Source organism: Chitinophaga sp. XS-30 (genome assembly GCF_008086345.1).
Classification (GTDB): domain Bacteria; phylum Bacteroidota; class Bacteroidia; order Chitinophagales; family Chitinophagaceae; genus Chitinophaga.
Genome location: NZ_CP043006.1, coordinates 935,258 through 959,485, shown reverse-complemented (window position 1 = coordinate 959,485; position 24,228 = coordinate 935,258). Strand labels below are relative to the sequence as shown.

The window sequence follows — 24,228 nt, the reverse complement described above, 5'->3', positions numbered from 1 at the left end:
AGCTATGATCCATTTTAACAGATTCACTTTGGCTAACGGTCTGCGCGTGATCGTTCATGAAGATAATACCACACCCATGGCGGTAGTGAACGTGCTGTACGATGTGGGGGCAAGGGACGAGGACCCTGCGCAGACGGGTTTCGCACATTTGTTTGAGCACCTGATGTTCGGCGGATCTGTAAATATTCCCGAATATGACGAGCCATTGCAGATGGCCGGCGGCGAAAACAATGCCTATACGACCAACGACCTTACCAATTATTATGTAGAGTTGCCGGCGGAGAACCTGGAAACCGCTTTCTGGCTGGAAAGCGACCGCATGTTGTCCCTTGCTTTTTCAGAGAAAAGCCTGGATGTGCAGCGGAAAGTGGTTTGTGAGGAATTTAAAGAGCATTACATCAACAAACCGTATGGCGATGTATGGCACAAGATGCGGGAACTGGCCTACAGCCGCCATCCTTATCGCTGGATGACCATCGGTAAAGAGCTGTCGCATATCGAGGACGCAAAGCTCGATGATGTGAAAGCCTTCTTTTTTCGTCATTACCGCCCCGTAAATGCCATTCTCTCCGTTGCCGGGAAAGTGACCACCGCACAGGTGAAAGCATTGGCCGAAAAATGGTTCGGGGATATTCCCTCCGGCGAAAAATATGTGCGCAACCTGCCCGTGGAACCGGCGCAGACAGCGCCGCACCTGCTGGAGATCAGCAACAAGGTGCCGCTGGACGCCCTGTACAAAACCTATCACATCTATCCCCGGAAAGACCAGCGGTATTACACCGCGGACCTGATCTCCGATATCCTGAGCGGCGGCGGCTCATCACGCCTGCACCAGGCGCTCGTGAAAGAAAAGAAGCTGTTCAGCTATATCGACTGCGCCCACTTTGGCAGCCTGGATGCCGGTTTGTTGTCCATTGAAGGCAAACTGGTAAAAGGGGTGAAGATGAAAGACGCTGAAAAGGGCATACAGGAGGAACTGGAGAAGCTGCAGCAGCAGATCATTCCGGAAAGAGAGCTGCAAAAGGTAAAGAACCGTGTGGAAAGCATGCTGGCTTTTGAGGATATGGGGCTGCTGAGCCGCGCCAACAATCTTGCCTATTATGAACTGATGGGCGATGCCGGATTTATGAACAAGGAGTTTGAGCATTATGAAAGGGTGACAACGGCGGATATCCACCAGGAAGCGCAGACCATATTCTCGGAAAAGAACTCCAATACCATTCACTATTACGCAGGAAACTAGGAACGAATTATGATCGACAGAAGCCAGGCACCCGCCATAAAAGACGCCGTTGAATTTGAAGTTTTATTGAAGCCATATGAACTGTTCAGGCTGGATAACGGGATTCCCGTGTATGTGATCCGGTCAGAAGAGCAGGAAACCCTGCAGCTGGAGCTGGTATTTCCCGCCGGCAGCTGGTTCGAAACGGGCTCCCTGGTGGCCGCCTCCACCAACTTCCTGATGAAGAACGGCAGCAGCAAACACTCCGCGCTGGAGATCAACGAAATGGCAGAGTACTATGGTGCTTATCTCAACAGGAACTGCTTCCACGAAAATGCCACCTTTACCCTGCATTGCCTTACCAAACATACGGCAGACCTTTTGCCCATACTGCAGGAAGTGATCCAGGACCCGGTATTCCCGGAGGAAGAGCTGGCCATCTATACGCAGAACATGAAACAAAAGCTGGCCGTGAACCTGCAGAAATGCGAGTTCGTGGCCAATCGCCATATCGATAAATACCTCTTCGGAGAATTCCATCCCTATGGCCGCGTCAGCAGCATGGAAGCGTTTGATGCGCTGCAGGCGGAATCGCTGCGCGCCTTCTATAAAAAACACTATACCTACAACAACTGCAAGATCTTCCTGGCCGGCAATCTTCCTGCGGATATGATCCCGCTGCTCAACCGGTATTTTGGCAGCACGAACTGGAACGGGGAAAACCATATGCTCCGGCCGGAATTGCCCATTCTGCCAGCAGAGGAAAGGAAGTTCCGCATTTTTAATGACGAGAACGGTGTACAGGGCGCCGTGCGCATCGCCCGGCCTTTCCCGAACCGCTATCACCCTGATTTCCCGAAAATGCTGGTGCTCAACACCATATTTGGCGGGTATTTCGGATCAAGGCTGATGAGCAACATCCGGGAAGAAAAAGGATATACCTACGGCATCCATTCCCAGATGTATAATTTCCGGCAGGCCAGCGCCATCAATATCCAGACCGAAGCCGGGCGGGATGTTTGTGAAGCCACCGTAGCGGAGATATACAAGGAACTGGAATTGCTGCAAAAGGAGATCATATCCGAAGAAGAGCTGAGCCTGGTACGCAACTTCATGATCGGCTCCATCCTTGGAGACCTCGATGGTGCTTTCCAGGTGATCCAGCGCTGGAAGAATCTCATCCTGAACGATCTCGACGAGCACTACTTTTACAATAATATCCGCACGATCAAAACGATCACTGCCGAAGAACTGCAACAGCTGGCAAAGCAGTATTATAACCGGGAGGATTTTTATGAATTGATCGTGATATAGGTGTCTGTGAACTTTCTGCGCCTATTTTTGTAATTTGAAAGGTACAATAACAAACAACAGCCTCACTATGGGAATACTCATCCGTATCCTTGTTACTGCGCTGGCAGCTTTACTGGCGCAGTATATTCTGCCGGGGGTATCTATTTCTGACTTCACGACCGCACTGCTGGTAGCGATCGTGTTGGGATTGCTTAACCTGATCGTAAAACCGGTGCTGGTGATCCTCACCCTGCCGGTCACCGTGCTGACCCTCGGGCTTTTTCTGCTGGTGATCAATGCACTGATCGTAATGTGGGCCAGCAGCCTGGTGAAGGGATTCAAAGTAGATAATTTCTGGTGGGCGCTTTTGTTCAGCGTAGTGCTGTCTGTGATCAGCAGCGTATTGCTGTCCCTGGGGCCCGGTACCGACCGCGAAAAGTAAAAGCAGTTCCGGCCAAATACCGCAACTGCAAACTAATACCGCAATCGCAATACCTCCCCGTTCCTGATCCCGGTATGTTTTCCGTTATCCAGCGTTACCTTTCCGTTTACCAGCACATACTGAAAACCGGTTGAATATTGATGCGGTTCCGTGAAAGTGGAAAGGTCTTTAACCGTGGCAGGATCAAAGATCACAATGTCCGCCGCATATCCGGGAACGAGCAATCCCCTGTTTTGCAGGCGGAATTTCTGCGCAGGGAGGGAGGTCATCCGCCGGATGGCTTCTTCCAGCCGCAACACCCCTTCTTCCCGCACATACTTCCCGAGCACACGCGCATTCGTACCGTAGCCGCGCGGATGCGGCACGCCTACATTATATTCCCGGATACTGGCATCAGATGCGAACATATTGAAAGGATACTGCATGATATATTTCACGTCAGCCTCGCTCATGCCATGGAATACCATGCCGGCATTCCCCTGTGCCAGCAGGTCAAGCACGGTATTCACCTCCTCCCGCAGCTTCGGCCGTTTTCCCCGCAGTTTGTTGATCTCCGCGATATTTTTCCCGTTCAGTGTGGTATCTGTTTTGTAATAGGCCACCACCGCATAATCCAGGTGCTTCAGCTTCCGGCGTTTGTACACGGCGATCATTTCGTCAGCGATCTGTTTGCGGGTAGCGGCGTCCTGCAGGCGCCAGGTGATCGAGTCCGTTCCGCCGGACAGCGCCCAGTCAGGTAGCATGGTACGCAGGCTGGTGCTGCTGGCCGTATAAGGATACTGATCGATCGTTACTTCCAGCCCTTCCCGGCGCGCCTTTTCCACCATGGCCACCGTAGTTTTCGAACGCCCCCAGTTCTGTTTGCCGCCGATCTTGAAGTGAGAGATCTCCACGGGGATATTCGCCTCTCTTCCTATCGTCAGCGCTTCTTCTATGGCCGCTTCTACGGCATCCCCTTCGTTGCGCATATGCGTGGCATATACGCCGCCGTATTCCGCCGCCACTTTTGCCAGGCCCACCACTTCCGGCGTACGGGCATACAATCCCGGCAAATAGATCAGCCCGGTAGAGAGGCCCACGGCCCCATCCTGCATTGCTTTTTCCACGAGCGCTTCCATCTGCTGCTGTTCTTCCGGGCGGGGCGCACGGTCCGTACTGCCCATCACCGCACGGCGCACATCATTATGCCCGATCAGGGAACCGGCATTGATGGAAAGTTTCATACTGTCCAGCTGAAAGAAATACCTGGAGAGATCGGTATGCGAAGAGCCGCAGTTGCCGGTTATTACAGAGGTCACGCCATCGTGAATGAAATTATCGGCAGTGGGTACCTTGAAGTCATCCCCTTCAATATGGGTATGCACATCAATAAACCCCGGCGCCACAACCAGGCCGCCTGCGTCAATTGTTCGTGTTGCCTTCAGGGTTTCCGGCAGCCGGCCGGTTCCCAGTATCCGCCCATCCTTCACCGCCAGGTCCCCATAATACCAGGAATTCCCCGTTCCGTCCACGATCCTGGCATTCCGGATAAGGATGTCACAATCCTGCCCCTTGCAGGCTGTGCCGGCAGCGAGGGCCAGAAAGAGAAGGTAATGCTTTATCATACAAAGATATTTTTAACTGCTGTGATCGGCCACGATCTTCCATTCGCCACCGATCCGGCGTATCACGAGTGTGAAATGCCCCGAGAGATCACCGATGGTCCTGGCCAGATGCCATTTGCCTACTACAAAATACACATCGGCGGCGAGTTTTTTAAATTCCAGCAGGTTAAAAGAGAGGGTGCCCATCGCCGTTTTGTCCGGGTAGTTCTTTTTGTAATTGGCCAACGTGCCCTTCCAGCCATAAGTAACCCCATTCTTGCCCACAAAAAGAAGGGAATCCGACTGCCAGTAGGTCGCCATAAAACCGTCGATATCTCCCGCGTTCCAGGCGCTGGTCTGCGCATCCATCAGCGTGCGGATACTGGCAATGTCATTTGACTGGGCAGCGACCTGCAGCGGCCCTGTTAAGGTGAATATCGCTATGATAATGACGAGTGAACGCATGGCAGATTTTTAGCAAAAGATAAACAGTTTTTGTCATTTATGCATACCTTGATTATACTACCTTTGCACAATCGTTCCGGAAAAATAAAAACTTGATCAATATGCCAGGATTTGAACTATTTGGCGCTGAAGAAAAAAAAGAAGTAAACGATGTGCTGGAAACAGGCATCTATATGCGTTATGGCTTCGAAGGCCCGCGCAAAGGAATATGGAAGGCAAAGGAGCTGGAGCAGGCCCTTTGCGAGCGTTTCAATGTGAAATACGCGCAGCTGACCTCCAGCGGCACTACGGCGCTGACAACGGCTATGGCGGCCCTGGGCATTGGTGCGGGCGATGAGGTGATCATGCCCACCTTCACCTTTGTGGCCAGCTTTGAAGCGGTGCTGTCGGTTGGCGCCACACCGGTACTGGTAGATGTAGACGACACCCTTACCCTTGCTCCCGCTGCCGTAAAAGCGGCGATCACTCCGCAAACAAAAGCCGTTATGCCGGTGCATATGTGCGGTTCGATGGCGGACATGGATGCCCTGCTGGATATCTGCCGTGAACACCAGCTGCTCCTGCTGGAAGACGCCTGCCAGTCTACCGGCGCAACCTATAAAGGCAAAGCCCTCGGCTCCATCGGCAATGCCGGTACATTCTCTTTCGATTTTGTGAAAACCATCACCTGCGCGGAAGGCGGCGCCATCATCACTAATGATGAGGCCGTGTACACCAGGGCGGATGCTTATTCAGACCATGGTCACGATCACCTCGGGGGTGCTGACCGGGGCGCTGACGGCCATCCGCACCTGGGTTTCAACTTCCGTATCTCCGAACTGCATGCAGCCGTTGGCCTGGCGCAGATCCGCAAGCTGGACCGTTTCCTGGCCATTCTGCGCAACAGCAAGCAGGTGCTGAAATCCGCCATGAGCGAAATCCCGCAGGTCACTTTCCGCCGTATTCCCGATGAAGCGGGGGACAGCGCTACGCACCTGTCCTTCTTCCTGCCGGATGAAAGCACCGCCCGCGCAGCCACCACGGCCATCAAAGCTGCGGGCCTGCCGGCATTTTACTGGTTCGACAATAACTGGCATTACTTCCGCAAATGGAATCATTTTAAAGCAGGCGCCACGCTCAACCCCTTTGCCGCACCGCTGGCAAAGGCCATGGAAGTGTATAAAACAAAAGAATTTCCCGCTTCAGATGCGATCATCAGCCGTTGTATATCCTTCCCCATCAGCCTCGCATGGACAGACCAGGAGCTGCAGGAAAGGGCTGCGAAGCTGGCGGCAGCTGTGAAAAGCGTTTTATAAACCCAAGACCAACCCAATGAAGAAAATTGCATTGATCCCCGCCCGTTATGCTGCAACCCGTTTCCCGGGGAAGCTGATGGCCCCGCTGGCCGGTAAAACCGTGATCTGGCGCACGTATGAAGCCGTACGTGGCACCGGTGTTTTTGATGAGGTAATGGTGGTGACGGACAGCGATGTTATCTATGACGAGATCATCCGGAACGGCGGCAGGGCGGTGATGAGCAAACGTGAGCACGAAAGCGGGTCCGACAGGATAGCCGAGGCCGTGGAAACAATGGAAGATGTGGAGATCGTTGTGAATGTACAGGGCGATACACCGTTCACCCAGAAAGAACCGCTCGAAAAGCTGATGCAGGTCTTTGAAGGAGAAGAAGGACGTAAGGTGCAGGTGGCATCGCTCATGCAGGAGCTGACGGACTGGAACGATATTGAAGATCCCAATTTCGTGAAAGTGGCGGTGGACAAGAAATTCAATGCACTTTTCTTCTCCCGCTCCGTGATCCCTTATCCGCGCGATACCTCCTCCGGCTCCAGTTATTACGAACATATCGGCATCTACGCTTTCCGCCGTGAAGCCCTGCTGGAATTTACCAGAACACCGGTAAGCATGCTGGAATCCACCGAAAAGATAGAATGCCTGCGCTACCTCGAAAACGGTATTCCCATAAAGATGGTGGTGACCGAATATATGGGCGTGGAGATCGATACACCGGAGGATTTGGACAGGGCATCAAAACTGCTGGAAAACAATTAAACCAATACCGCTCATCTCATCGCTGAACGGAACAAATATTAATCTGTAACAGATGAAATTCAGGAATTTTAAACTGGTTGGATACGTGATCTTCGGCCGCGGGGCCTTTAACCAGGTGGACGAGATCATTGCGCCGCACCGTAAGGGCGATGCGCCGATGATCTTTTTTGTGGACCATTTCTTTGAGGGCGATCCGTCCTTTGTTTCCCGCATTCCGCTGCGCGGCAAAGACAAAGTAGTGTTCATCGATGTGACCCATGAGCCAAAGACCGTTTATGTGGACCGTTTGCGTGATGAACTGAAAGCGGAATTCGGCGAGGTAAGCGGAATCATCGGCATCGGCGGAGGTTCCACAATGGACATGGCCAAGGCCGTATCCCTGATGATGACCAACCCCGGATCATCCGCCGATTACCAGGGATGGGACCTGATAAAGAATCCGGCAGTCTATAAGGTGGGCATTCCCACGTTGTCCGGCACCGGTGCGGAAGTGAGCAGAACAACCGTTTTGACCGGCCCGACGAAAAAGCTGGGCATGAATTCCGACTATACACCGTTCGACCAGATCGTGCTGGATCCCGAACTGATTCAGGGTGCGCCGGTCAACCAGCGTTTCTATACGGCAATGGATTGTTATATCCACTGTATCGAATCCCTGGAAGGCACGTACCTCAACGCTTTCAGCCGTTCCTACGGTGAAAAGGCGCTGGAATTGTGCCAGGAGATCTACCTGCACAAAAGCAACTGGGACGGGGATTCCGATGAGAAACTGATGATGGCTTCCTACGCAGGCGGCATGAGTATCGCCTATTCACAGGTAGGCGTGGCCCATGCGGTGAGTTATGGCCTGAGTTACCTGCTTGGCACCAAACACGGCGTGGGCAACTGCATTGTGTTTGACAAGCTGGAAGAATTTTATCCCGCAGGCGTGAAGGAATTCAAGCAGATGGTAGAGAAACACCAGGTCGCCATTCCGCAGCATATTACCAAAGGGTTGACAGATGCTGATTTCGATAAGATGATCGATGTATCGATGGGATTGGCGCCGTTGTGGGAGAATGCCCTGGGAAAGGACTGGCAGCAGAAAATGACGCGTGACAGGTTGCGGAAACTTTACGAGCAGCTTTAATGCGGCAGAATATGTGACGCATTAAAGGCTCCGGAAGCTATCCGGGCAAACTGTAATGACTGTCGCGCAGTCTGAAACATGACCACGGTCATCGGCCGGTTGTACAATAATCCGGAACTTTGGGGTATCATGAGAGACATAGCAACAATGGCGGACATACAATTGATGGTAGATACGTTCTATGACAAGATCCGGCAGGATGAACTGCTGGGGCCTGTTTTTGCGGAGCGCATAGCCCCTGATGCCTGGACGCCGCATCTGGAAACCATGTACAAGTTCTGGGGCGCACAGCTGCTGGGCATCATGGAGTATCATGGCCGCCCCTTCCCCAAACACCGCACCCTGCCGGTGGATGGCCAACATTTTGATCAATGGCTGTTGTTGTTCAACCAGACGCTGGACGAACTGTTTGAAGGCCCGAGGGCTTCCACCGCCAGGGTCAAAGCAAGGTCCATCGCGCAGGTATTCCTGGGCAAGATCCTGTTTGAAAGAGGTATTTACAAGGCTTAGTGACGCGCGCGGAGTTTCAGGCTCCTGCGCATGTAACGCACATACTTGTTCCGGTAAATGAACATCAGGTAGATGGTGGCAAAGATGGTCACGGCCGCCATAATGAAGAATACCGTAGAGAAATGCTCCGGTTTGTTGTTATACCATTCCGCTGAACAGAAGGCCCCCAGCCCTATACCCGCTTCCAAAGCAATATACATGCTTCCCAACGCGCGGCCCCTGTGCTCGGGCCTCCCCAGATCGATCGTCCAGGCCGTTACTGCCGGGGAATTGATACCCAGTGAAACACCGTACACCAGCGCCCCAGCGATCAGCGCCGCCGGCGTATGCGCCAGCCCGATCATCAGCATGGACACTGCCATCAGCGTTGCCGATATCTTCAGCATAGGCACCCGCCCGAACCTGTCCGATGCCTTGCCCGCAACAAGCCGTATGGCAATGGAACTGGCGGTGAAAAAAGTGAAGAACAGTCCTTTATTCTCCATGCCCAGGTAAGCGCTGAAATCCGGAATGACGGTGAGCAGCGCGCCGTAGCTGAAGTAGGTGAGAAAAGTGATGACCACCGGCGCCCACACCAGCGGCTCGAATATTTCATGCCGGGAGATCTTTAATAAAGTGGGGCTGAAGGTCTGCCGGTTATGCAGTGTTTCCTTCATGCCAATGAGTATCACGACGGACAACAGGGCAAAAACTGCCGATATCCTGAACATGCTCATGATGCCCCACATATGCGCGATCTGTCCGCCGATGGAAGGCCCCAGAGAAAGCCCGATAGTACTGAACAGCCCTACAATGCCCATGGCTTCGCCACGGCGGGTGTACGGCACCAGGTCCGCCACATAGGCCGATGTACCGGTAGGCTTGAAGCCGGTGGAAAACCCGTGAAAGAAACGCAGTAAGAGAAATGCAGAGACGGAACCCACAAGCGGATACAGCAGGCTGCAAACGACACAAACAAGGGAACCGAATACCATTACCGGCACCCGCCCGATCGTGTCCGTCAGCTTGCCGCTGAAGGGTCTGGACAATCCCGCCATCAGCGTGAAAAGCCCGATGATGTACCCTTTGTAATCCTCCCCGCCGAGGCTGGTGAGGTATGCCGGCAGTTCCGGGATCATCATGTTGAAACTGGCGGAAAAAAGCAGGCTGCTGGAGCAAAGCAGCCAGAATTGCACGGTGTAAATCTTCCCCTTCTGCTGATCCATGCCGCAAAGTTAGCGGGAAGGCTTGAATCTGCCGAGCGAAAAACCGTCTTCCCCGGAAGTCTTTTACGAATGCGATTCGTCAGCAAACACTTGCCATCACGCAAACCCGTCCCAGTCCTTCCATACCGGCTCGTAGCCCTGTTCCCGGATCATTGCCGCCACTTCCTGCGCGCTTCTTTCGTCGCTGATCTCGAACTGCTCCAGGGATTGCGTATCTACGGCATACCCGCCGGGATTGGTTCTGGAACCGGCGCTCATGGCGGTGATGCCGAGTTGCACCAGGTGGTTCCGGAACTTTTCGGATTCACGGGTAGACAGGCTGAGTTCCAGGTCCGCATTCAACAACCGGTAAGCACAGATCAGCTGCACCAGCTCACGGTCCTGCATATCCACTTTGGGCGCCAGGCCACCGGAGAAGGGCCGGAGGCGCGGGAAGGAAATGCTGTATTTTGTCTGCCAGTAGGTCCGTTGCAGGTAGTCAAGGTGAAGAGCCGTAAAAAAGCTGTCCGTCCTCCAGTCTTCCAGCCCTATCAGCACACCCAGCCCTGTTTTATGAATGCCCGCGCGCCCCAGCCTGTCCGGTGTTTCAAGCCGGTAGCCGAAGCGGGATTTCTTGCCTTTCGGATGATGTTTCCGGTAGTCCCCTTCATGGTAAGTTTCCTGGTACACCAGCACCGTATGCAATCCCAGCGGGATCAGCTGCTCATAATCCTCCTGGTCCATCGGCTGCACCTCCATGGAAACCTGCGAGAAATGAGCGCGGACGAGCGGCAATACTTTTTTGAAGTAGTCCATTCCCACTGTCTGGTGCGCTTCACCCGTAACCAGCAATACATGCTCATACCCCATCTCCCGGATCACGGCGGTTTCCCGCAGTATCTCCGCGCCGGTCAGCGTTTTGCGGCGGAGCTGGTTGTCATAGCTGAACCCGCAGTAGGTGCAGATATTCTGGCATTCGTTGGAGAGGTACAAGGGAACATATAACTGGATCGTCTTTCCGAAACGCTGCTGCGTGAGCTGTCTGCTTAACATGGCCATCTGCTCCAGGTACGGTGCTGCGGCCGGGGAGATCAACGCCATGAAGTCATCCAGCGTACGCTGCTTCCTGGCAAGCGCCATTTCCACATCCCGCGGCTTTTTTGCATAGATCGATGCTTTCACATCATCCCAGGCATATTGCCGGAATATATTTTCAAAGCTCATTTGGGTTTGTTTTTATGATTCGGGAACCCGGTATTGTTTTATTATTACATCAACTGCATCTGTCGCGTATGCAACTGCCTATCCGGGCGATGCGCGATGATGAACATATTTTGTCCCTATTCATCCAGGAACGAAAGCAGCGGACTGCTGGCATGCGCCTGTGCGCTGATGCTTCCCAGGCCGGCTTCAAAAGCTTCCCTGCCCGAGATCACCGCTTTCCGGAATGCCGCGGCCATCAGCGCCGGTTGCCGCGCCACGGCGATGGCCGTATTCACCAGCACTGCGTCAGCCCCCATTTCCATGGCCTGCGCAGCATGGGACGGAGCGCCGATGCCGGCGTCCACCACTACCGGCACATTGCTCTGGGCAATAATGATCTCCAGGAAATCCAGCGTCCGCAGGCCTTTATTGCTGCCGATGGGCGCGCCAAGCGGCATAACGGCAGCGGTGCCAACTTCTTCCAGCCTTTTGCAAAGCACCGGATCGGCATGTACATAGGGCAATACCACAAATCCCAGCTTCACGAGCGCCGCTGCCGCTTCCAGCGTTTCCACCGGATCGGGCAGCAGGTATCTTGGATCAGGGTGTATTTCCAGCTTGATCCAGTTGGTCTCCATCGCCTCGCGGGCCAGCTGCGCGGCGTATATGGCTTCTTTGGCCGTGCGTACGCCGGAGGTGTTGGGCAACAGATGGAGGTGCGGATGCTGCAGGTAGGCCAGCATATCGTCTTCCTGCGGGTTGCCCGTATCAATTCGTTTAAGCGCTACCGTTACCAGCTCGGAGCCTGAAGCGAGGATTGCTTCTTCCATGGCGGTAACGGAACCAAATTTCCCTGTACCGGTGAACAACCGGCTGCCGAAGGTCCTTCCGGCAATGATCAAAGGTTCCATAAGCAGTTTTTTGTTTTAGTAACAGGATATTATCCGTTCCACAATTCATTTATCCGTTGCACGAGGCTTCTCTTGTCCGCCGCATGTGTGATCAGTCCGGATACGGCGATGCCGCTTAGCCCCGCGGCTTTTAGTCCGGGGATATCCGCCAGCTGAATGCCGCCGATCGCCAGTACGGGAATATGAATACCCATTTCACGCAGGCGCGGTATTGTTTGCTGATAGCCCTCCAGCCCAAGTACCGGGCTTAATTTTTCTTTGGTGGTGGTGAAGCGATAAGGCCCCATGCCGATGTAATCCGCTCCACCCGCAGCATGTGCCAGCACATCTTCCAGGGTATTGGCCGTTCCGCCGATGCAGCTTTGCGGGCCGGCGATGCTTCGCGCTTCCTTCACCGGCATATCCAGCTTGCCCACATGCACGCCGAAAGCATCGACCGCCGCAGCGAGCGAGGGATGATCGTTGATGGTGAGTTGCGTATCGTACTCATCGCAGACCGCTTTGGCTGCGTAAGCCAGCTGCTCTCGCAGCCCCGCATCGGGTGATTTGACCCGCAGCTGTACCCAGCGGCAACCTGCTTCGCAGGCCGCGCGGATATTATCCGTATGTGATGCGGAAGGTGTTTGTTGCGAGATGTATAAAAGATGCTCCATTTATGAATATTGATGATGCCCCAGCAAGCCGGGGCTGCTTTGTAAATAGTTCAATGTATAATTCTTTGCAGCGTGACAGGCTTCCGGGAGCGACAGCCCTTTGGCCAGTGCCGCGGTAACTGCTGCCGATAATACGCATCCGGAGCCGTGTTTTGGTGGAGCGTCTGCTGTGGCCGGAGGAAACTCCGTGTATCCGTTATCGTGATACAGCGTATCCCATCCCGGTTTGTCCGTTCTGTGCCCGCCTTTCAGCAGTACCGCACAGGAGGCGGAAAGCAGTTGCGCGCCCTTTGGGCCGTCAGGCAGCCCGCTCATGGCGATGGCTTCACCGTTGTTAGGGGTCAGCAACATCAGTTCCGGCAGTACGGCCTTCCATTGTGAGGTCAGCGCTGCGTGAAAAACGTATCCCGCAGATGCTTTCAGTACGGGATCAAGGATAAAGCGCAGACCGGGCCGTATGGAACGCAGGGCGGGCAGCACCTCCAGCAGCACGTCCGGGTGAGCGATCAGCCCCACTTTGCAGAACTGTACCGGAAATTTTTCCAGTAACGGCATTGCCTGGGCAATGATCCTGTCCGCCGGCACCCATTCCACGCCCAGGAACTCGCTGTCCGTTTGTACCGTTAACGCGGTGCAGACGCCAAAGCCGGTGAGCCCATGCACTTCGAAAGTCTTGATATCCGCCAGCAGCCCGGCGCCGCCGGAAGGGTCCAGGCCGGCAAGGCTCATGACGTATGGTTTTGTTGTTTGCCTGCGCATACTTCGCGGTTGTTTAATGATGTTGTATAACCTGCTCCCGGTTGCCATGATGGCTTAGTCCGGCAGATCAGGTAAGCGGACAGATGCCTGCTTACCCGGGCAGCGATTTACTTTGTCCCGCTACCGGTGCCCATCAGCGGCCTGCCACCCAGGCTGTTTTGATCTGCCGATAGACCTCCGCCGGATCATAACGTTCCTGCCAGATGGCGCCGAGCACCGCAGCCCCGCTGAATCCCATGGACCGCACCGTACCAACATTTGCCGCATTTACCCCGCCAATGGCTACCGCATTGGACGGGATGTTCTTCGTCACGGCGCTGTTACCGGCGTAACCGGGTTTGGAAATACTGTCGAACACCGGGCCCAGCAAGAGGTGCCGCCACATTTTACCAGGACAAACCGGCCGATGGATGGACGTGCTGAGTGGTACACCGAGAGCTGCATAATCCGATAGCTCCCCGGGCGAGGCTTGCAACCGTTTCTTTTCGCTGAGATGCAGGCCCATCAGTCCATATTGCTGCACGAGGGCCGGTTGTTCTCCGATCATGATGCGGTTGCGGAAGGCAGGGCGCAACTGTTCCAGCAGGGCCGCATATTCTTCCTCCATCCATCCCGGTTTGCGCAGCAACAGCACGTCCGCTACGGTCATCAGTTGATTGATGCGCTCCACTTCTTCGTATATCCGTTCAGGAGATGTAATGACCCAGATCATGCAAGCCTGTTAAATAGCGGTGTTACAAATAGATCTCCCCACCTTGCCGGATGAAGGCTTTTGACTGTTCCTCCATTCCGGCGGACAGCGCGGCCTCTTCCGCTACGCCTTTTCCGGCGGCGAACTCCCGCACTTCCTGCGTAATCTTCATGGAGCAGAAATGCGGGCCGCACATGGAGCAGAAATGCGCCACTTTAGCGCCTTCCGCCGGCAGCGTTTCATCGTGATAGCTGCGAGCCGTATCGGGATCGAGGGAGAGATTGAACTGATCTTCCCACCGGAATTCGAAGCGGGCTTTGCTCAGGGCATTGTCCCGGTGCTGCGCGCCAGGGTGCCCTTTGGCGAGGTCAGCTGCGTGAGCGGCCAGTTTATAGGTGATCACACCCTGCTTCACGTCTTCCCGGTTGGGCAGCCCCAGGTGTTCCTTGGGCGTAACATAACAAAGCATGGCCGTGCCGAACCAGCCGATCATGGCCGCGCCGATGGCGGAGGTGATATGGTCATAGCCGGGGGCAATATCCGTGGTGAGGGGGCCGAGCGTGTAGAACGGCGCTTCATGGCAGTGCTTCAGCTGCTTGTCCATATTCTCTTTGATGAGCTGCATCGGCACATGTCCGGGCCCTTCTATCATCACCTGCACATCCTGTTCCCAGGCCACTTTGGTGAGTTCTCCGAGTGTTTCAAGTTCCGCGAATTGTGCCGCATCATTGGCATCGGCAATAGCGCCCGGCCGCAGGCCGTCTCCCAGGGAGAAGGCCACATCATAGGCTTTCATGATCTCGCAGATCTCTCCGAAATGGGTGTAAAGGAAGCTTTCCTTATGATGGGAGAGGCACCATTTGGCCATGATCGAACCGCCGCGCGACACAATTCCCGTCATTCGTTTAGCCGTTAACGGTATATACCGCAACAGCACCCCGGCATGGATGGTGAAATAGTCCACTCCCTGTTCCGCCTGTTCAATAAGTGTGTCCCGGAAGAGTTCCCAGGTCAGCTCCTCCGCTTTCCCGTTCACTTTTTCCAGGGCCTGGTAAATGGGCACGGTGCCGATGGGCACAGGGCTGTTGCGGATGATCCATTCCCGGGTTTCGTGGATGTGTTTGCCGGTGCTGAGGTCCATAATGGTATCTGCGCCCCAGCGGCAGGCCCACACGGCCTTTTCCACTTCTTCCTCTATGCTGGAGGTAACGGCCGAGTTGCCGATGTTGGCGTTGATCTTCACGAGGAAATTGCGGCCGATGATCATCGGTTCGCTTTCCGGGTGATTGATATTGGCGGGGATGATGGCGCGGCCGGCGGCTACTTCCTGCATAACGAATTCCGGTGTGATCCATTTTTCGGACATACCCGCACCGAAGTTGTTGCCTTTATGCTGGTGCCAGAGGGCATTGCTGGCGGAGAAAAGCGTTTCCGCGCGCTGGTTTTCCCGGATGGCGATGTATTCCATTTCGGGAGTGATGATGCCTTTTCGGGCGTAGTGCATCTGGGAGACATTGGCGCCGGGTTTTGCCTTGTAAGGCAGGCGCAGGTGCTCAAAGCGGAGCTGCTGTGTTGCAGGGTCCGCCAGACGTTCGCGGCCGTATTGAGAAGTGAACTCACCGCGCTGGTCCACGTCTCCGCGACCGCTGATCCACGGTTCCCGCAGGCGTGGCAGGCCCTTGCGGACATCTATCATAGCTTCAGGATCGGTATATGGACCGCTGGTGTCGTACACGGTAACGGGCGCATTGGGTTCTGTTTCGCCATGCCGCCCATGCAGACGTGTGTCCGTTAACGTTATCTCCCGCATGGCTACGCTGATATCGTGCCGGGAGCCTTTGACATGGATCTTTTTTGACGCGGGGAAGGGTTCCCGGCTGATGATGTTTTTCATGGTGATCGTATTGTGCCGGCGGCGCTGGCCGGCCATGATGAATAAAAGGATGCTTCGTCCGCCCATAGCGGAACAGCCGTACAAGTGTGCGACGCAACGATGCTGAACAGCGGCCGGCGGCCCGGCTCACAGATCGGATCAACCGCCCTGGGTGGCCCGTATGATGGTCACCTGGTCATCCGGGCGCAAAAATGTTCCGGGCCAGTCCGTTTTCGGGACTACCTGTTGATTGACGGCGACGGCAACGCCTTTTAGCGATGAGAGTTGAATAAACTGTAAGAGTGCAGTAACGGTTGTTTCCGGCTGCACCGCATAAAGTTTATTGTTTACAAGCACTTCCATGTTTGCAAGGAGTTTAGGTGAAACAATAAACTTTAAGGATGTGAAGATGAGAAGGAGTTCAGTTTACTTTTCCCTACGGCAGTGTGAACTGCATCAGGTGACTGAGGGTATCATCTCAGTTCCGGTTTCCCGGAACACCCCTAAAGTGATGTAAATCTAGGGCCTTGTTTTCCAATTTCCAAATCGGGACCGGCATTTAGCATTATCTTTGATATATCGGTAACTGACCCATAAATTTTCGGTATGATAAAACCCGGTATGATAGCAGGCCTGGCGTTGATATTGGCGGCCTGTCAACCAAAACAGCAGGCGGCGAATGATAGCGACAGTGCGCGGAACAACAGCCTGGTGCCATCTCTGGATACGGGCACACAATTTCCGGATACGCTGAAGGCACAGGCAGATACAGCAATGGCCGAAGTGGATGCAACATTGCTGCCGGGCAAATGGATACAGCCGGTACCGGGTATAGACAGTATTTTACAGGGGATCGAGCTGCGGAAGAATGGCAAAGCAGTATCCGTCAACATGCATACGCTGCTGTACGATAAATGGGAACTTTCACATGATACGCTGATATTATGGAGCCATGCAGAGGGCGTGGAGAATGCGGGCCCTGCGATTGACACCATGCTGGTGAGGGCGCTGAACGATACTGCGCTGGTGCTTTTCCCGATCAATGCTGCGGCGGGTTACCTGGAGCGGTTTACGCGGCAGCGTAAGGGAAAATAAGACGCGTGGCAAGTTCCCCGATCCGGATTCGGGAGGTTTTCTTCATCAGGTTACGGTTTTTACGCCGGCACCCGAAAAGAGGAACTTGTAGCCCCGCTCTGTTCAGACCTAGAAATTATAGACCTGCCATGCGCCGACAGCGCAACCTACGATAGACAGGAATAACCCCGCCACGGCCATTTGCAGTTCATCAATATTCTTGCGGGCGATCACTCCGGCTGCAAGGCAGGCTACCACGGCAGCTCCGCCCAGGTACATGGCCGCCTCCGGCGAACTGGTCACAAAAGAGAATGCAGCGGACAGCACACCGATGAAAATTGAAACGTATCCCGCGATCTTGGGGAGACTTGTTGTGTGTGGCATGTTGAATCGATTATATAGGTGATAAAAATAAATGACTATTGTTGCAAGCTTGCCTGTCCGCCAGGGTCAGGGACTTCTTCAAAAGGCGCTTTCAGCAAGGGACCTATCTGGCTGTACCGCGCATCCTGGTATTCATCCAGCCCGTAACGCAGGCTGGCCGTATCTTTCACCGTCACGAACGTACCAAAGAGGCGGTCCCATATCGAAAAAATATTGGCATAGTTTGAATCTGTTTCCGGCTGATAGCGGCTGTGATGCACCTTGTGCATGTCCGGCGACACAATGATCCAGCTTAACGTTTTGTCCAGCCAGTGCGGTAAATGAATATTCGCGTGATTGAACTGGCTCATGAAGGCGGATAAAGACTGGTACAGCATCACCATCCATACCGGTATGCCCATGGTCACAATAGCAATGAACAACGCCCCTACGCGGAAAACGCTTTCCACGGGGTGATGGCGCAGGGCCGTGGTGGCATCCACTTCCTTGTCCGTATGATGTATCTTGTGAAAATGCCACATCCAGGCTACTTTATGCTGTACGAGATGCACCAGGTAAGCCCCGATGAAGTCCATCATCAGCACAGCCAGCAGGGCATGCAGCCAGAGGGGCAGGGAAAGGCTGTACAGCAGGCCGAACTGCTCCCGGGCCGTCCACATGGATGCTTTTATAATAAGAAAGGCAAATGCAAGATTCACCGCTGCGGTGGTGAGGGTAAAAAAGAGGTTGGTGCCGGCATGCCGGTATTTATTATGCTTATCCGAAAAACGCATGCGGGGAATAACCCCTTCTATGACCCATAGCAGTACCAGGCCGGCTACGAGCATAGCAGTTCTGTAATAAGATGGAATATGTTCAAAAAAGTCGATCATAAATTTAAGGGGTATTTCGTAGGTAGGCTAGGGTTAGAACATGTATCAGTTACAACGACAGTGAAAAATTACGACATTTCGCCCAATTGTAGCGGGTTTCAGCGGATTTTTTGTTCCGGGAAAATCAAGCAATTCATTGATAGAATACTTTATATAATAACAAATTGTTAATTAATCCGGGCGGTTTGTCAGATAGAGTGTTTTGATAATGTATAAGTTTAACTAATGGGAGACGGGGGGAGTGATTAGGAAAAAGGGAGTGCCAGGAGTATTTGAGGGCAGATGAGAATTTACAGGCGGGATATTTGAAAAGGGTACAATATAGCATCAATGACAGGCATCTGCATAAGAAAAGCCTGCATCGCTTTCGGTGCAGGCTTTTCTGATATCTGAAAAAGATAGATTAGTTGTTAAGCAGCAAAGGCATGACCAGCATCAACAGATCCTCATTCTCCGCTTTTTCAACAGGACGAAGGATACCGGCTTTGGTGGGGGCGCTCAGGTCGATGGTGATCTCGTCTCCTTCTGCGGCATGCAGCATTTCAATGAGGAATTTGGCATTGAAGGCGATCTGCATGTCTTCCCCGCTGTACTGGCAGTTCATGCGCTCGTTACCTTCGAAGGAGAAGTCCACATCCTGGGCGGACAGCTGCAATTCGCTGCCGCTGATGCTGAGGGCTACCTGGTTGGTGCTTTTGTTGGCGAATACGCTGACCCTTTTCAGGCCGTTCTGGAAGTCGCTTTTCACGAGGGTGAGGCGGTAGGGGTTTTCCTTCGGGATCACTACTTTATAGTCCGGGAACCGGGCATCGATGAGGCGGCAGATCATCTGCGCATTGTCGTGCGATACAAAGAAGTGGTTGCTGCTGTAGGCTACCCTGATCTCGCTTTCGTTATCGGGAATGGCGGATTTGAGGAGGTTCAGCGGTTTCCGGGGCACGATGAAGCTGTCTGCCTGCGGGCATTTCACATCGGTACGGATGTATTTGACGAGGCGGTGTGCATCGGTGGCCACGAAAGTGATATTTTCCGGCTGCAGCTCAAAGAACACACCGGTCATCTGGGGGCGGAGATCGTCGTTGCTCACGGCGAAGAGCGTCTTGTTGATGGCGGTGATGAGGGCAGAGGCGGTCATCGTGAAATTGGTGGCATCTTCGGCGGCGGGCTCCTTCGGGAAGTTTTCCGGGTTCTCGCCCATTACTTTGTACTTGCCATTGTCCGACGTGATCTCCACGGCAAAGGAGTTGAGATCGATATTGAAGGTCAGCGGCTGATCCGGCAGGTTCTTGAGGGAGTCCATCAGGATCTTGGCGGGAATACAGATGCGGCCATTCTCTTTGGCTTCCACCTCCAGCTTTACCTTCATAACGGTTTCCAGGTCCGTTGCCACTACGGTGAGCTCATTCTTGTCTATCAGGAAAAGGAAATCTTCCAGGATCGGCAATACTGTGTTGGAGTTAATAACACCGCTGATCTGTTGCAATTGTTTTAATAAAGTAGAGGAAGAAACGATAAACTTCATAAGGTTACTTGATAATTGTTGCAAATGTAAGTAAACAAAGATAAAATCTTTTGGTTATCCGCCCCGGTGCATTTGTCAACATACAGAACAGGCAACCAGCATCCTGCCGGGCGGAATGTTTGCGGAAAAATGCAGAATAACGGGTATTTTTTAGACAAATCACGTAGAAATGCGCGGTTCATTGAAAATAGTGAAAAGACCGGGCGTGATTGTTTCAAATTATTAATAAAACGGTTACTTTTGCGGCGCAAAAATCATCATTCATAAAAAACTAAAATTTGGGGTTATGAAACTGTCTCATTTAGCCGAAACGCTGATAGGTTCCGAAATTATCAAACTGGCCGGAGAGATCAAGGAAAAGCAGGCTAAGGGCGAAAAGATCTACAATTTCACCATTGGTGATTTTGACCCCAAGGTGTTCCCGATCCCGGTGGAGTTCGAGAACGAGATCATCCAGGCATACAAGGATAAATATACCAACTATCCCCCGGCGGATGGTATTGCGGAACTGCGCAAGGCCGTGGGTGACTTTATTGCTGAAAGGGAAGGGCTGACCTATGATCCCGCCAGCGAGATCGTGATCTCCTGCGGTGGCCGCCCCATTATATATGCCACCTACCGCACGATCGTAGACCGTGGCGAGAAGGTGATCTACGCTACCCCGTCATGGAACAACAATCACTACACGCATTTCATGGAAGGGGAGCACGTAGTGCTGGAAACCAAAGTGGAAAATGATTTCATGCCCACGGCAGCTGAGCTGAAGCCGCTGCTGAAAGGTGCTACCCTGCTGGCGCTCTGCTCTCCGCAGAACCCCACAGGCACCACCTTCGGTAAAAAACAACTGGAAGATATCTGCGATATGGTGCTGGAAGAGAACAAATCCCGCGGCGCCGGTGAAAAACCACTGTACGTGCTGTTCGACCAGATGTACTGGGTGCTCACCTTCGGGGAAACCCAGCACTACAACCCCGTATCCCTCCGCCCGGAGATGAAAGACTACACCGTTTTCATCGACGGCATGAGTAAAGCCTTTGCGGGTACAGGGGTGCGCGTGGGCTGGGCACTGGGCCCGAAGCACGTCATGAGCAAGATGAAAGCCATCCTTTCCCACGTTGGCGCCTGGAGCCCTATGGCTGAACAGAAAGCCGCCGCCAAATACCTCGTGCAGAAAGAGGCCGTGAACAAATATCTCGCGCATTTCAAGGGAGAAGTGGAAGAAAGGCTGGTGAAGATCTATGAAGGCTTCGATGCCCTGAAAAAGGCCGGTCACGCCGTGGATGCCATCGCGCCGCAGGCGGCTATTTACCTGACCATCAAGCTGGACCTGGTGGGCAAGAAGACCGCCGCCGGCACCGTACTGGCGGACCAGGCTGCTGTGACCTCCTACATCCTGGACGAAGCAAAACTGGCCGTAGTGCCATTCTACGCTTTTGGTTCCGCGAAAGACTCTCCCTGGTACCGCCTGAGCGTGGGCACCTGCGTGAAAGCGGAGATCCCCGAAATGCTGGCTAAATTGAAAGCCACACTGGAACAACTGCAATAATCCTCGAAGGTTAAACATAATGGGAACAGGCTGTATCATCCGGTACAGCCTGTTTTTTTGCCTTTAACGCCCCGAAATGCCCTTCCCCAGGGTCAGTATAGCAATTGATTGATTATCAACCCCCACCACGGAAACTCCCAAAACCATTCCTGTCATCCAAAAGTTAAAAAACCGTTAAATGGTCAACTTCTTTTACCAAATTCGATATTTCGTTATAATTTTGACTTTGTAACTAAAAAAGTCAGAAAGTTAATGCACACAGAAAACAGAGACGAGATGCGGGAGCGGATCATTGATGCGGCTCTGAAAAGGTTCTCTCATTACAGTGCGTCGAAGACCACCATGAATGAGATCGCCGATGACCTGCATTGCTCGAAGGCATCGCTTTATTACTATTTCCCGGACAAGAACGGGCTGCATATTGCCGTGCTGGAAAAAGTGGCAGACGGGTATTTTAACGAACTGGAGCAGGAAGCCGCCAAAGCCGGTTCCGCCGAACAGGCACTGACCGATATGCTCGGTACCCGCCAGGCTTTTGTGAAAAAATTCTGCCGCCTGGAACTCTTCAAGGTGCTGCGGGAGAAACAGATGCACAATACTGCCGGATTATTTAAAGCGGCACGCGAGCGGGAAACCCGTATCGTTAACGATATTATACAAAGAGGAGTGAAGAGCGGGGAATTGCATACGGAGGATCCCGAAAAGGTCGCGGCACTGTATATCCATTCGATGATGGGCCTCCGAATGTCGGTATTGGCACACAACTCCATCACGGACGATATTACAGACGAAGAGTTTGATACGATCCATGAATGGCAGGTATTGCTGACCGGCCTGTTTCTAAAAGGGTTAAAAAAGTAGGGCATGCGTGACAGAATACTCGAAACATCGCTGCGCCTGTTCAGTATCTATGGCATCAAAAGCATCACCATGCAGGACATTGCCCGGGAATGCGGCATCTCCAAAAAAACGGTGTATGAGCATTTTGCCGATAAATCGGAACTGGTGGAGGCTTTTACGGGATTCCTGACCAATGCGCACTGCATGCGGATCACCAAAGCCTGCGCAGAAGGGCGGGATGCCATTGAGGAACTGGTGCTGTCCCTCAGACAAACAGAGGTGCTCGTCAAAAGCATCAACCCGATATTGCTTTTTGAACTGGAGAAATATCACCCGACAGCCTGGAAGAAGATCACGGATTTCAAACATCAGTTCATTGCAAAGAACATTCAGGATAACCTCGAACGCGGCATCCGCGAGGGCTTGTACCGCAGTAACATCCGAACGAACATCATGGTGCACATGCGCCTGATGCAGCTGGATTCTGCCTTCAACCCTCTCCACTTTCCCGCAACCGAGTTTGACATCCATGAAGTGATGTATGAAGTAACGGAACATTATATACACGGCATCGCCACACCCGAAGGGCACCGGAAGGCAGAACAATACCTTGCCGCCCATCACCGGATCACATAAAACCATTTGCCATAATTGCATAACAACATGAAAAGATGGATGCTATCCTTCCTGTTGATAACAACAGCGGGGATTTATAACGCTAACGCACAAACGAAACCACTGACATTGCAGGAATGCCTGCAGTACGCAGTGTCCAACAATCAGCGCCTTGCACTCAGCAGGCTGGAAGAAGAGATCGGCAGGCAGAAGACCGCCGAGGTGCGCGCACAGGCCCTGCCCCAGGTGACCGCCAACGGTAACCTGACCGATAACCTGAAGAAACAGGTGCTTGTATTACCGGGAGAACTTACCGGCGAGCCGGGCAAAACCACGCTCGTGGAAGCCGGCACCACCTGGAATGCTACCGCCTCGGCTGAACTGAACCAGCAGCTCTTCAACCAGAGCGTGTTCACCGGCCTCAAAGCCGCAAGGTCCGGCGAGGAATACTATTCCCTGCAGACCGAACAGACGAAAGAAAATGTGATCTATGACGTAGCCAATCTTTATTACCAGCTGCTGGTAAAAAAAGAACGCATGAACGTGCTGGACACGAATATCAATAAACTTACACAACTGGTGGCCACCACCAAAAGCCAGTTCGAGAACGGCCTGGCCAAAAAGATCGATCTGGACAGGATCAAAGTGAACCTGGTGAACTACCAGACGCAGAAAAGCCAGCTGGTGAACCAGCTGAAAGTGCAGGAAAACCAGCTGAAGCAAAAAATGGGCATGCCTGTAGCAACACCCATCGCGTTACCTTCCCTGGAGCTGAGCGACATTGAGCGGAAAGCTGCCGGAACGGCTGATTTTGCCGGCTTCAACCTGGAAAACAGAACGGAGACGAGGATACTGAGAAAAACAGAAGAACTGCAAACGCTGCAGAAAAAGGCTTACATCGCGGAATACTTCCCCAGCCTGGCTTTCAAAGGCAACTATTCCTACAACGGCATGTCCAATAAATTCGATCTGTTCGGTGGCAGCGGCTCTACCGCCAACTGGTTCAGCATGGCTTCCGTAGGCCTTACGCTGCGCATCCCCATCTTTGATGGTTTCGCCCGCCGCTCACGCGTCAACCAGGCGAACATCACCCTTCAGAAAGTGGGCAAACAACTGGAAGAGAACAAGATCAACCTCAACACTTCCTACGAGAACGCCCGCCTGCAGATGCTCAATAACCTGAGCACGATCCGCATACAGAAAGAGAACGTTTCGCTGGCGGATGAAGTGTACTACTCCACCCGGAACAACTACACCCTGGGCCTCGCCAGCCTTACCGACCTGCTGAATGCAGAAACCTCGCTGGCGGAAGCACAGAACAGCTATAACGAAGCGCTCCTGCAATACAAACTTGCAGAACTGGAACTGATCAAATCCAACGGTAACCTGCCATCACTCTTAAACTAAT

General features: G+C 53.2%; 25 protein-coding genes and 1 riboswitch. Of the genes, 12 read left to right on the top strand and 13 right to left on the bottom strand.

The window, feature by feature from the left end:
- The first annotated feature begins 28 nt into the window (after nucleotides 1–28).
- From FW415_RS04025 to FW415_RS04015, 3 genes are all read left to right on the top strand, one after another.
- A complete protein-coding gene (locus tag FW415_RS04025) occupies nucleotides 29–1,243 on the top strand; it encodes a pitrilysin family protein (RefSeq protein WP_246858905.1) in 1,215 nt (404 codons plus the stop codon).
- 9 nt (nucleotides 1,244–1,252) lie between these two features.
- The gene (locus tag FW415_RS04020; RefSeq protein WP_148383005.1) at nucleotides 1,253–2,536 is read left to right on the top strand and encodes a pitrilysin family protein; all 1,284 of its coding nucleotides are present in this window, start codon (nucleotides 1,253–1,255) and stop codon (nucleotides 2,534–2,536) included.
- A gap of 67 nt (nucleotides 2,537–2,603) precedes the next feature.
- On the top strand, nucleotides 2,604–2,957 hold the full coding sequence (locus FW415_RS04015; protein WP_148383004.1) for a phage holin family protein: 354 nt from the start codon (nucleotides 2,604–2,606) through the stop codon (nucleotides 2,955–2,957).
- A gap of 32 nt (nucleotides 2,958–2,989) precedes the next feature.
- On the opposite strand, the gene FW415_RS04010 is transcribed toward FW415_RS04015, so the two are convergent.
- Both FW415_RS04010 and FW415_RS04005 read right to left on the bottom strand, forming a co-directional pair.
- Complete coding sequence (locus FW415_RS04010; protein WP_148383003.1) at nucleotides 2,990–4,561, bottom strand: amidohydrolase family protein; 1,572 nt, start codon at nucleotides 4,559–4,561, stop codon at nucleotides 2,990–2,992.
- Between the two features lie 12 nt (nucleotides 4,562–4,573).
- Nucleotides 4,574–5,005 (bottom strand): DUF4440 domain-containing protein, encoded by a 432-nt coding sequence (locus FW415_RS04005; RefSeq protein ID WP_148383002.1) that lies wholly within the window; start codon nucleotides 5,003–5,005, stop codon nucleotides 4,574–4,576.
- Nucleotides 5,006–5,106: 101 nt separating this feature from the next.
- On the opposite strand from FW415_RS04005, the gene FW415_RS04000 reads away from it, so the two are divergent.
- The 4 genes from FW415_RS04000 to FW415_RS03985 all read left to right on the top strand — a co-directional run bounded on the left by FW415_RS04000 (nucleotide 5,107) and on the right by FW415_RS03985 (nucleotide 8,693).
- Nucleotides 5,107–6,300 (top strand): DegT/DnrJ/EryC1/StrS aminotransferase family protein, encoded by a 1,194-nt coding sequence (locus FW415_RS04000; protein WP_148383001.1) that lies wholly within the window; start codon nucleotides 5,107–5,109, stop codon nucleotides 6,298–6,300.
- 16 nt (nucleotides 6,301–6,316) lie between these two features.
- Nucleotides 6,317–7,054: a 3-deoxy-manno-octulosonate cytidylyltransferase gene (kdsB, locus tag FW415_RS03995; protein ID WP_148383000.1), complete on the top strand. Its 738-nt coding sequence runs from the start codon at nucleotides 6,317–6,319 to the stop codon at nucleotides 7,052–7,054.
- A gap of 52 nt (nucleotides 7,055–7,106) precedes the next feature.
- Complete coding sequence (locus FW415_RS03990; RefSeq protein ID WP_148382999.1) at nucleotides 7,107–8,183, top strand: iron-containing alcohol dehydrogenase family protein; 1,077 nt, start codon at nucleotides 7,107–7,109, stop codon at nucleotides 8,181–8,183.
- Nucleotides 8,184–8,312: 129 nt separating this feature from the next.
- Nucleotides 8,313–8,693, top strand: coding sequence for a group III truncated hemoglobin (locus FW415_RS03985; RefSeq protein ID WP_210420827.1), 381 nt, complete (start codon nucleotides 8,313–8,315; stop codon nucleotides 8,691–8,693).
- Here FW415_RS03985 and FW415_RS03980 read toward each other — a convergent pair.
- From FW415_RS03980 to thiS, 8 genes are all read right to left on the bottom strand, one after another.
- Entirely contained in the window at nucleotides 8,690–9,898 is a 1,209-nt protein-coding gene (locus FW415_RS03980) for an MFS transporter (protein WP_148382998.1), read from the bottom strand. The genes FW415_RS03985 and FW415_RS03980 overlap by 4 nt on opposite strands.
- A 96-nt stretch (nucleotides 9,899–9,994) precedes the next feature.
- On the bottom strand, nucleotides 9,995–11,101 hold the full coding sequence (thiH, locus tag FW415_RS03975; RefSeq protein ID WP_148382997.1) for a 2-iminoacetate synthase ThiH: 1,107 nt from the start codon (nucleotides 11,099–11,101) through the stop codon (nucleotides 9,995–9,997).
- A 116-nt stretch (nucleotides 11,102–11,217) separates the two neighbouring features.
- Nucleotides 11,218–11,991: a thiazole synthase gene (locus FW415_RS03970; RefSeq protein ID WP_148382996.1), complete on the bottom strand. Its 774-nt coding sequence runs from the start codon at nucleotides 11,989–11,991 to the stop codon at nucleotides 11,218–11,220.
- Between the two features lie 29 nt (nucleotides 11,992–12,020).
- The gene (locus FW415_RS03965) at nucleotides 12,021–12,644 is read right to left on the bottom strand and encodes a thiamine phosphate synthase (RefSeq protein ID WP_148382995.1); all 624 of its coding nucleotides are present in this window, start codon (nucleotides 12,642–12,644) and stop codon (nucleotides 12,021–12,023) included.
- On the bottom strand, nucleotides 12,645–13,403 hold the full coding sequence (locus tag FW415_RS03960) for a hydroxymethylpyrimidine/phosphomethylpyrimidine kinase (protein WP_148382994.1): 759 nt from the start codon (nucleotides 13,401–13,403) through the stop codon (nucleotides 12,645–12,647).
- A gap of 133 nt (nucleotides 13,404–13,536) precedes the next feature.
- Nucleotides 13,537–14,115 carry a thiamine phosphate synthase gene (locus tag FW415_RS03955; RefSeq protein WP_148382993.1) on the bottom strand — a complete coding sequence of 193 codons (579 nt, stop codon included), beginning with the start codon at nucleotides 14,113–14,115 and terminating at the stop codon, nucleotides 13,537–13,539.
- A gap of 22 nt (nucleotides 14,116–14,137) precedes the next feature.
- Nucleotides 14,138–15,988 (bottom strand): phosphomethylpyrimidine synthase ThiC, encoded by a 1,851-nt coding sequence (gene thiC, locus FW415_RS03950; protein WP_148382992.1) that lies wholly within the window; start codon nucleotides 15,986–15,988, stop codon nucleotides 14,138–14,140.
- 138 nt (nucleotides 15,989–16,126) lie between these two features.
- Nucleotides 16,127–16,330: a sulfur carrier protein ThiS gene (gene thiS, locus FW415_RS03945; RefSeq protein WP_148382991.1), complete on the bottom strand. Its 204-nt coding sequence runs from the start codon at nucleotides 16,328–16,330 to the stop codon at nucleotides 16,127–16,129.
- A gap of 53 nt (nucleotides 16,331–16,383) precedes the next feature.
- Nucleotides 16,384–16,482, bottom strand: a riboswitch (TPP riboswitch).
- Between the two features lie 91 nt (nucleotides 16,483–16,573).
- Between thiS and FW415_RS03940 the strand changes: the two genes are divergently transcribed.
- A complete protein-coding gene (locus FW415_RS03940; RefSeq protein WP_148382990.1) occupies nucleotides 16,574–17,062 on the top strand; it encodes a lipocalin family protein in 489 nt (162 codons plus the stop codon).
- A 108-nt stretch (nucleotides 17,063–17,170) separates the two neighbouring features.
- On the opposite strand, the gene FW415_RS03935 is transcribed toward FW415_RS03940, so the two are convergent.
- The 3 genes from FW415_RS03935 to dnaN all read right to left on the bottom strand — a co-directional run bounded on the left by FW415_RS03935 (nucleotide 17,171) and on the right by dnaN (nucleotide 19,819).
- Nucleotides 17,171–17,425 (bottom strand): hypothetical protein, encoded by a 255-nt coding sequence (locus FW415_RS03935; RefSeq protein WP_148382989.1) that lies wholly within the window; start codon nucleotides 17,423–17,425, stop codon nucleotides 17,171–17,173.
- 35 nt (nucleotides 17,426–17,460) lie between these two features.
- A complete protein-coding gene (locus tag FW415_RS03930; RefSeq protein WP_148382988.1) occupies nucleotides 17,461–18,297 on the bottom strand; it encodes a sterol desaturase family protein in 837 nt (278 codons plus the stop codon).
- A 403-nt stretch (nucleotides 18,298–18,700) separates the two neighbouring features.
- Nucleotides 18,701–19,819, bottom strand: a complete 1,119-nt coding sequence (dnaN, locus tag FW415_RS03925) for a DNA polymerase III subunit beta (RefSeq protein WP_148382987.1) — start codon at nucleotides 19,817–19,819, stop codon at nucleotides 18,701–18,703.
- A gap of 286 nt (nucleotides 19,820–20,105) precedes the next feature.
- Here dnaN and FW415_RS03920 point away from each other — a divergent pair, with 286 nt between their 5' ends.
- From FW415_RS03920 to FW415_RS03905, 4 genes are all read left to right on the top strand, one after another.
- Complete coding sequence (locus FW415_RS03920; RefSeq protein WP_148382986.1) at nucleotides 20,106–21,365, top strand: pyridoxal phosphate-dependent aminotransferase; 1,260 nt, start codon at nucleotides 20,106–20,108, stop codon at nucleotides 21,363–21,365.
- 252 nt (nucleotides 21,366–21,617) lie between these two features.
- Nucleotides 21,618–22,226: a TetR/AcrR family transcriptional regulator gene (locus FW415_RS03915; protein ID WP_148382985.1), complete on the top strand. Its 609-nt coding sequence runs from the start codon at nucleotides 21,618–21,620 to the stop codon at nucleotides 22,224–22,226.
- A gap of 3 nt (nucleotides 22,227–22,229) precedes the next feature.
- The gene (locus FW415_RS03910; protein ID WP_148382984.1) at nucleotides 22,230–22,841 is read left to right on the top strand and encodes a TetR/AcrR family transcriptional regulator; all 612 of its coding nucleotides are present in this window, start codon (nucleotides 22,230–22,232) and stop codon (nucleotides 22,839–22,841) included.
- 27 nt (nucleotides 22,842–22,868) lie between these two features.
- Nucleotides 22,869–24,227, top strand: a complete 1,359-nt coding sequence (locus FW415_RS03905) for a TolC family protein (protein ID WP_148382983.1) — start codon at nucleotides 22,869–22,871, stop codon at nucleotides 24,225–24,227.
- The last annotated feature ends 1 nt before the right edge of the window (nucleotide 24,228 follow it).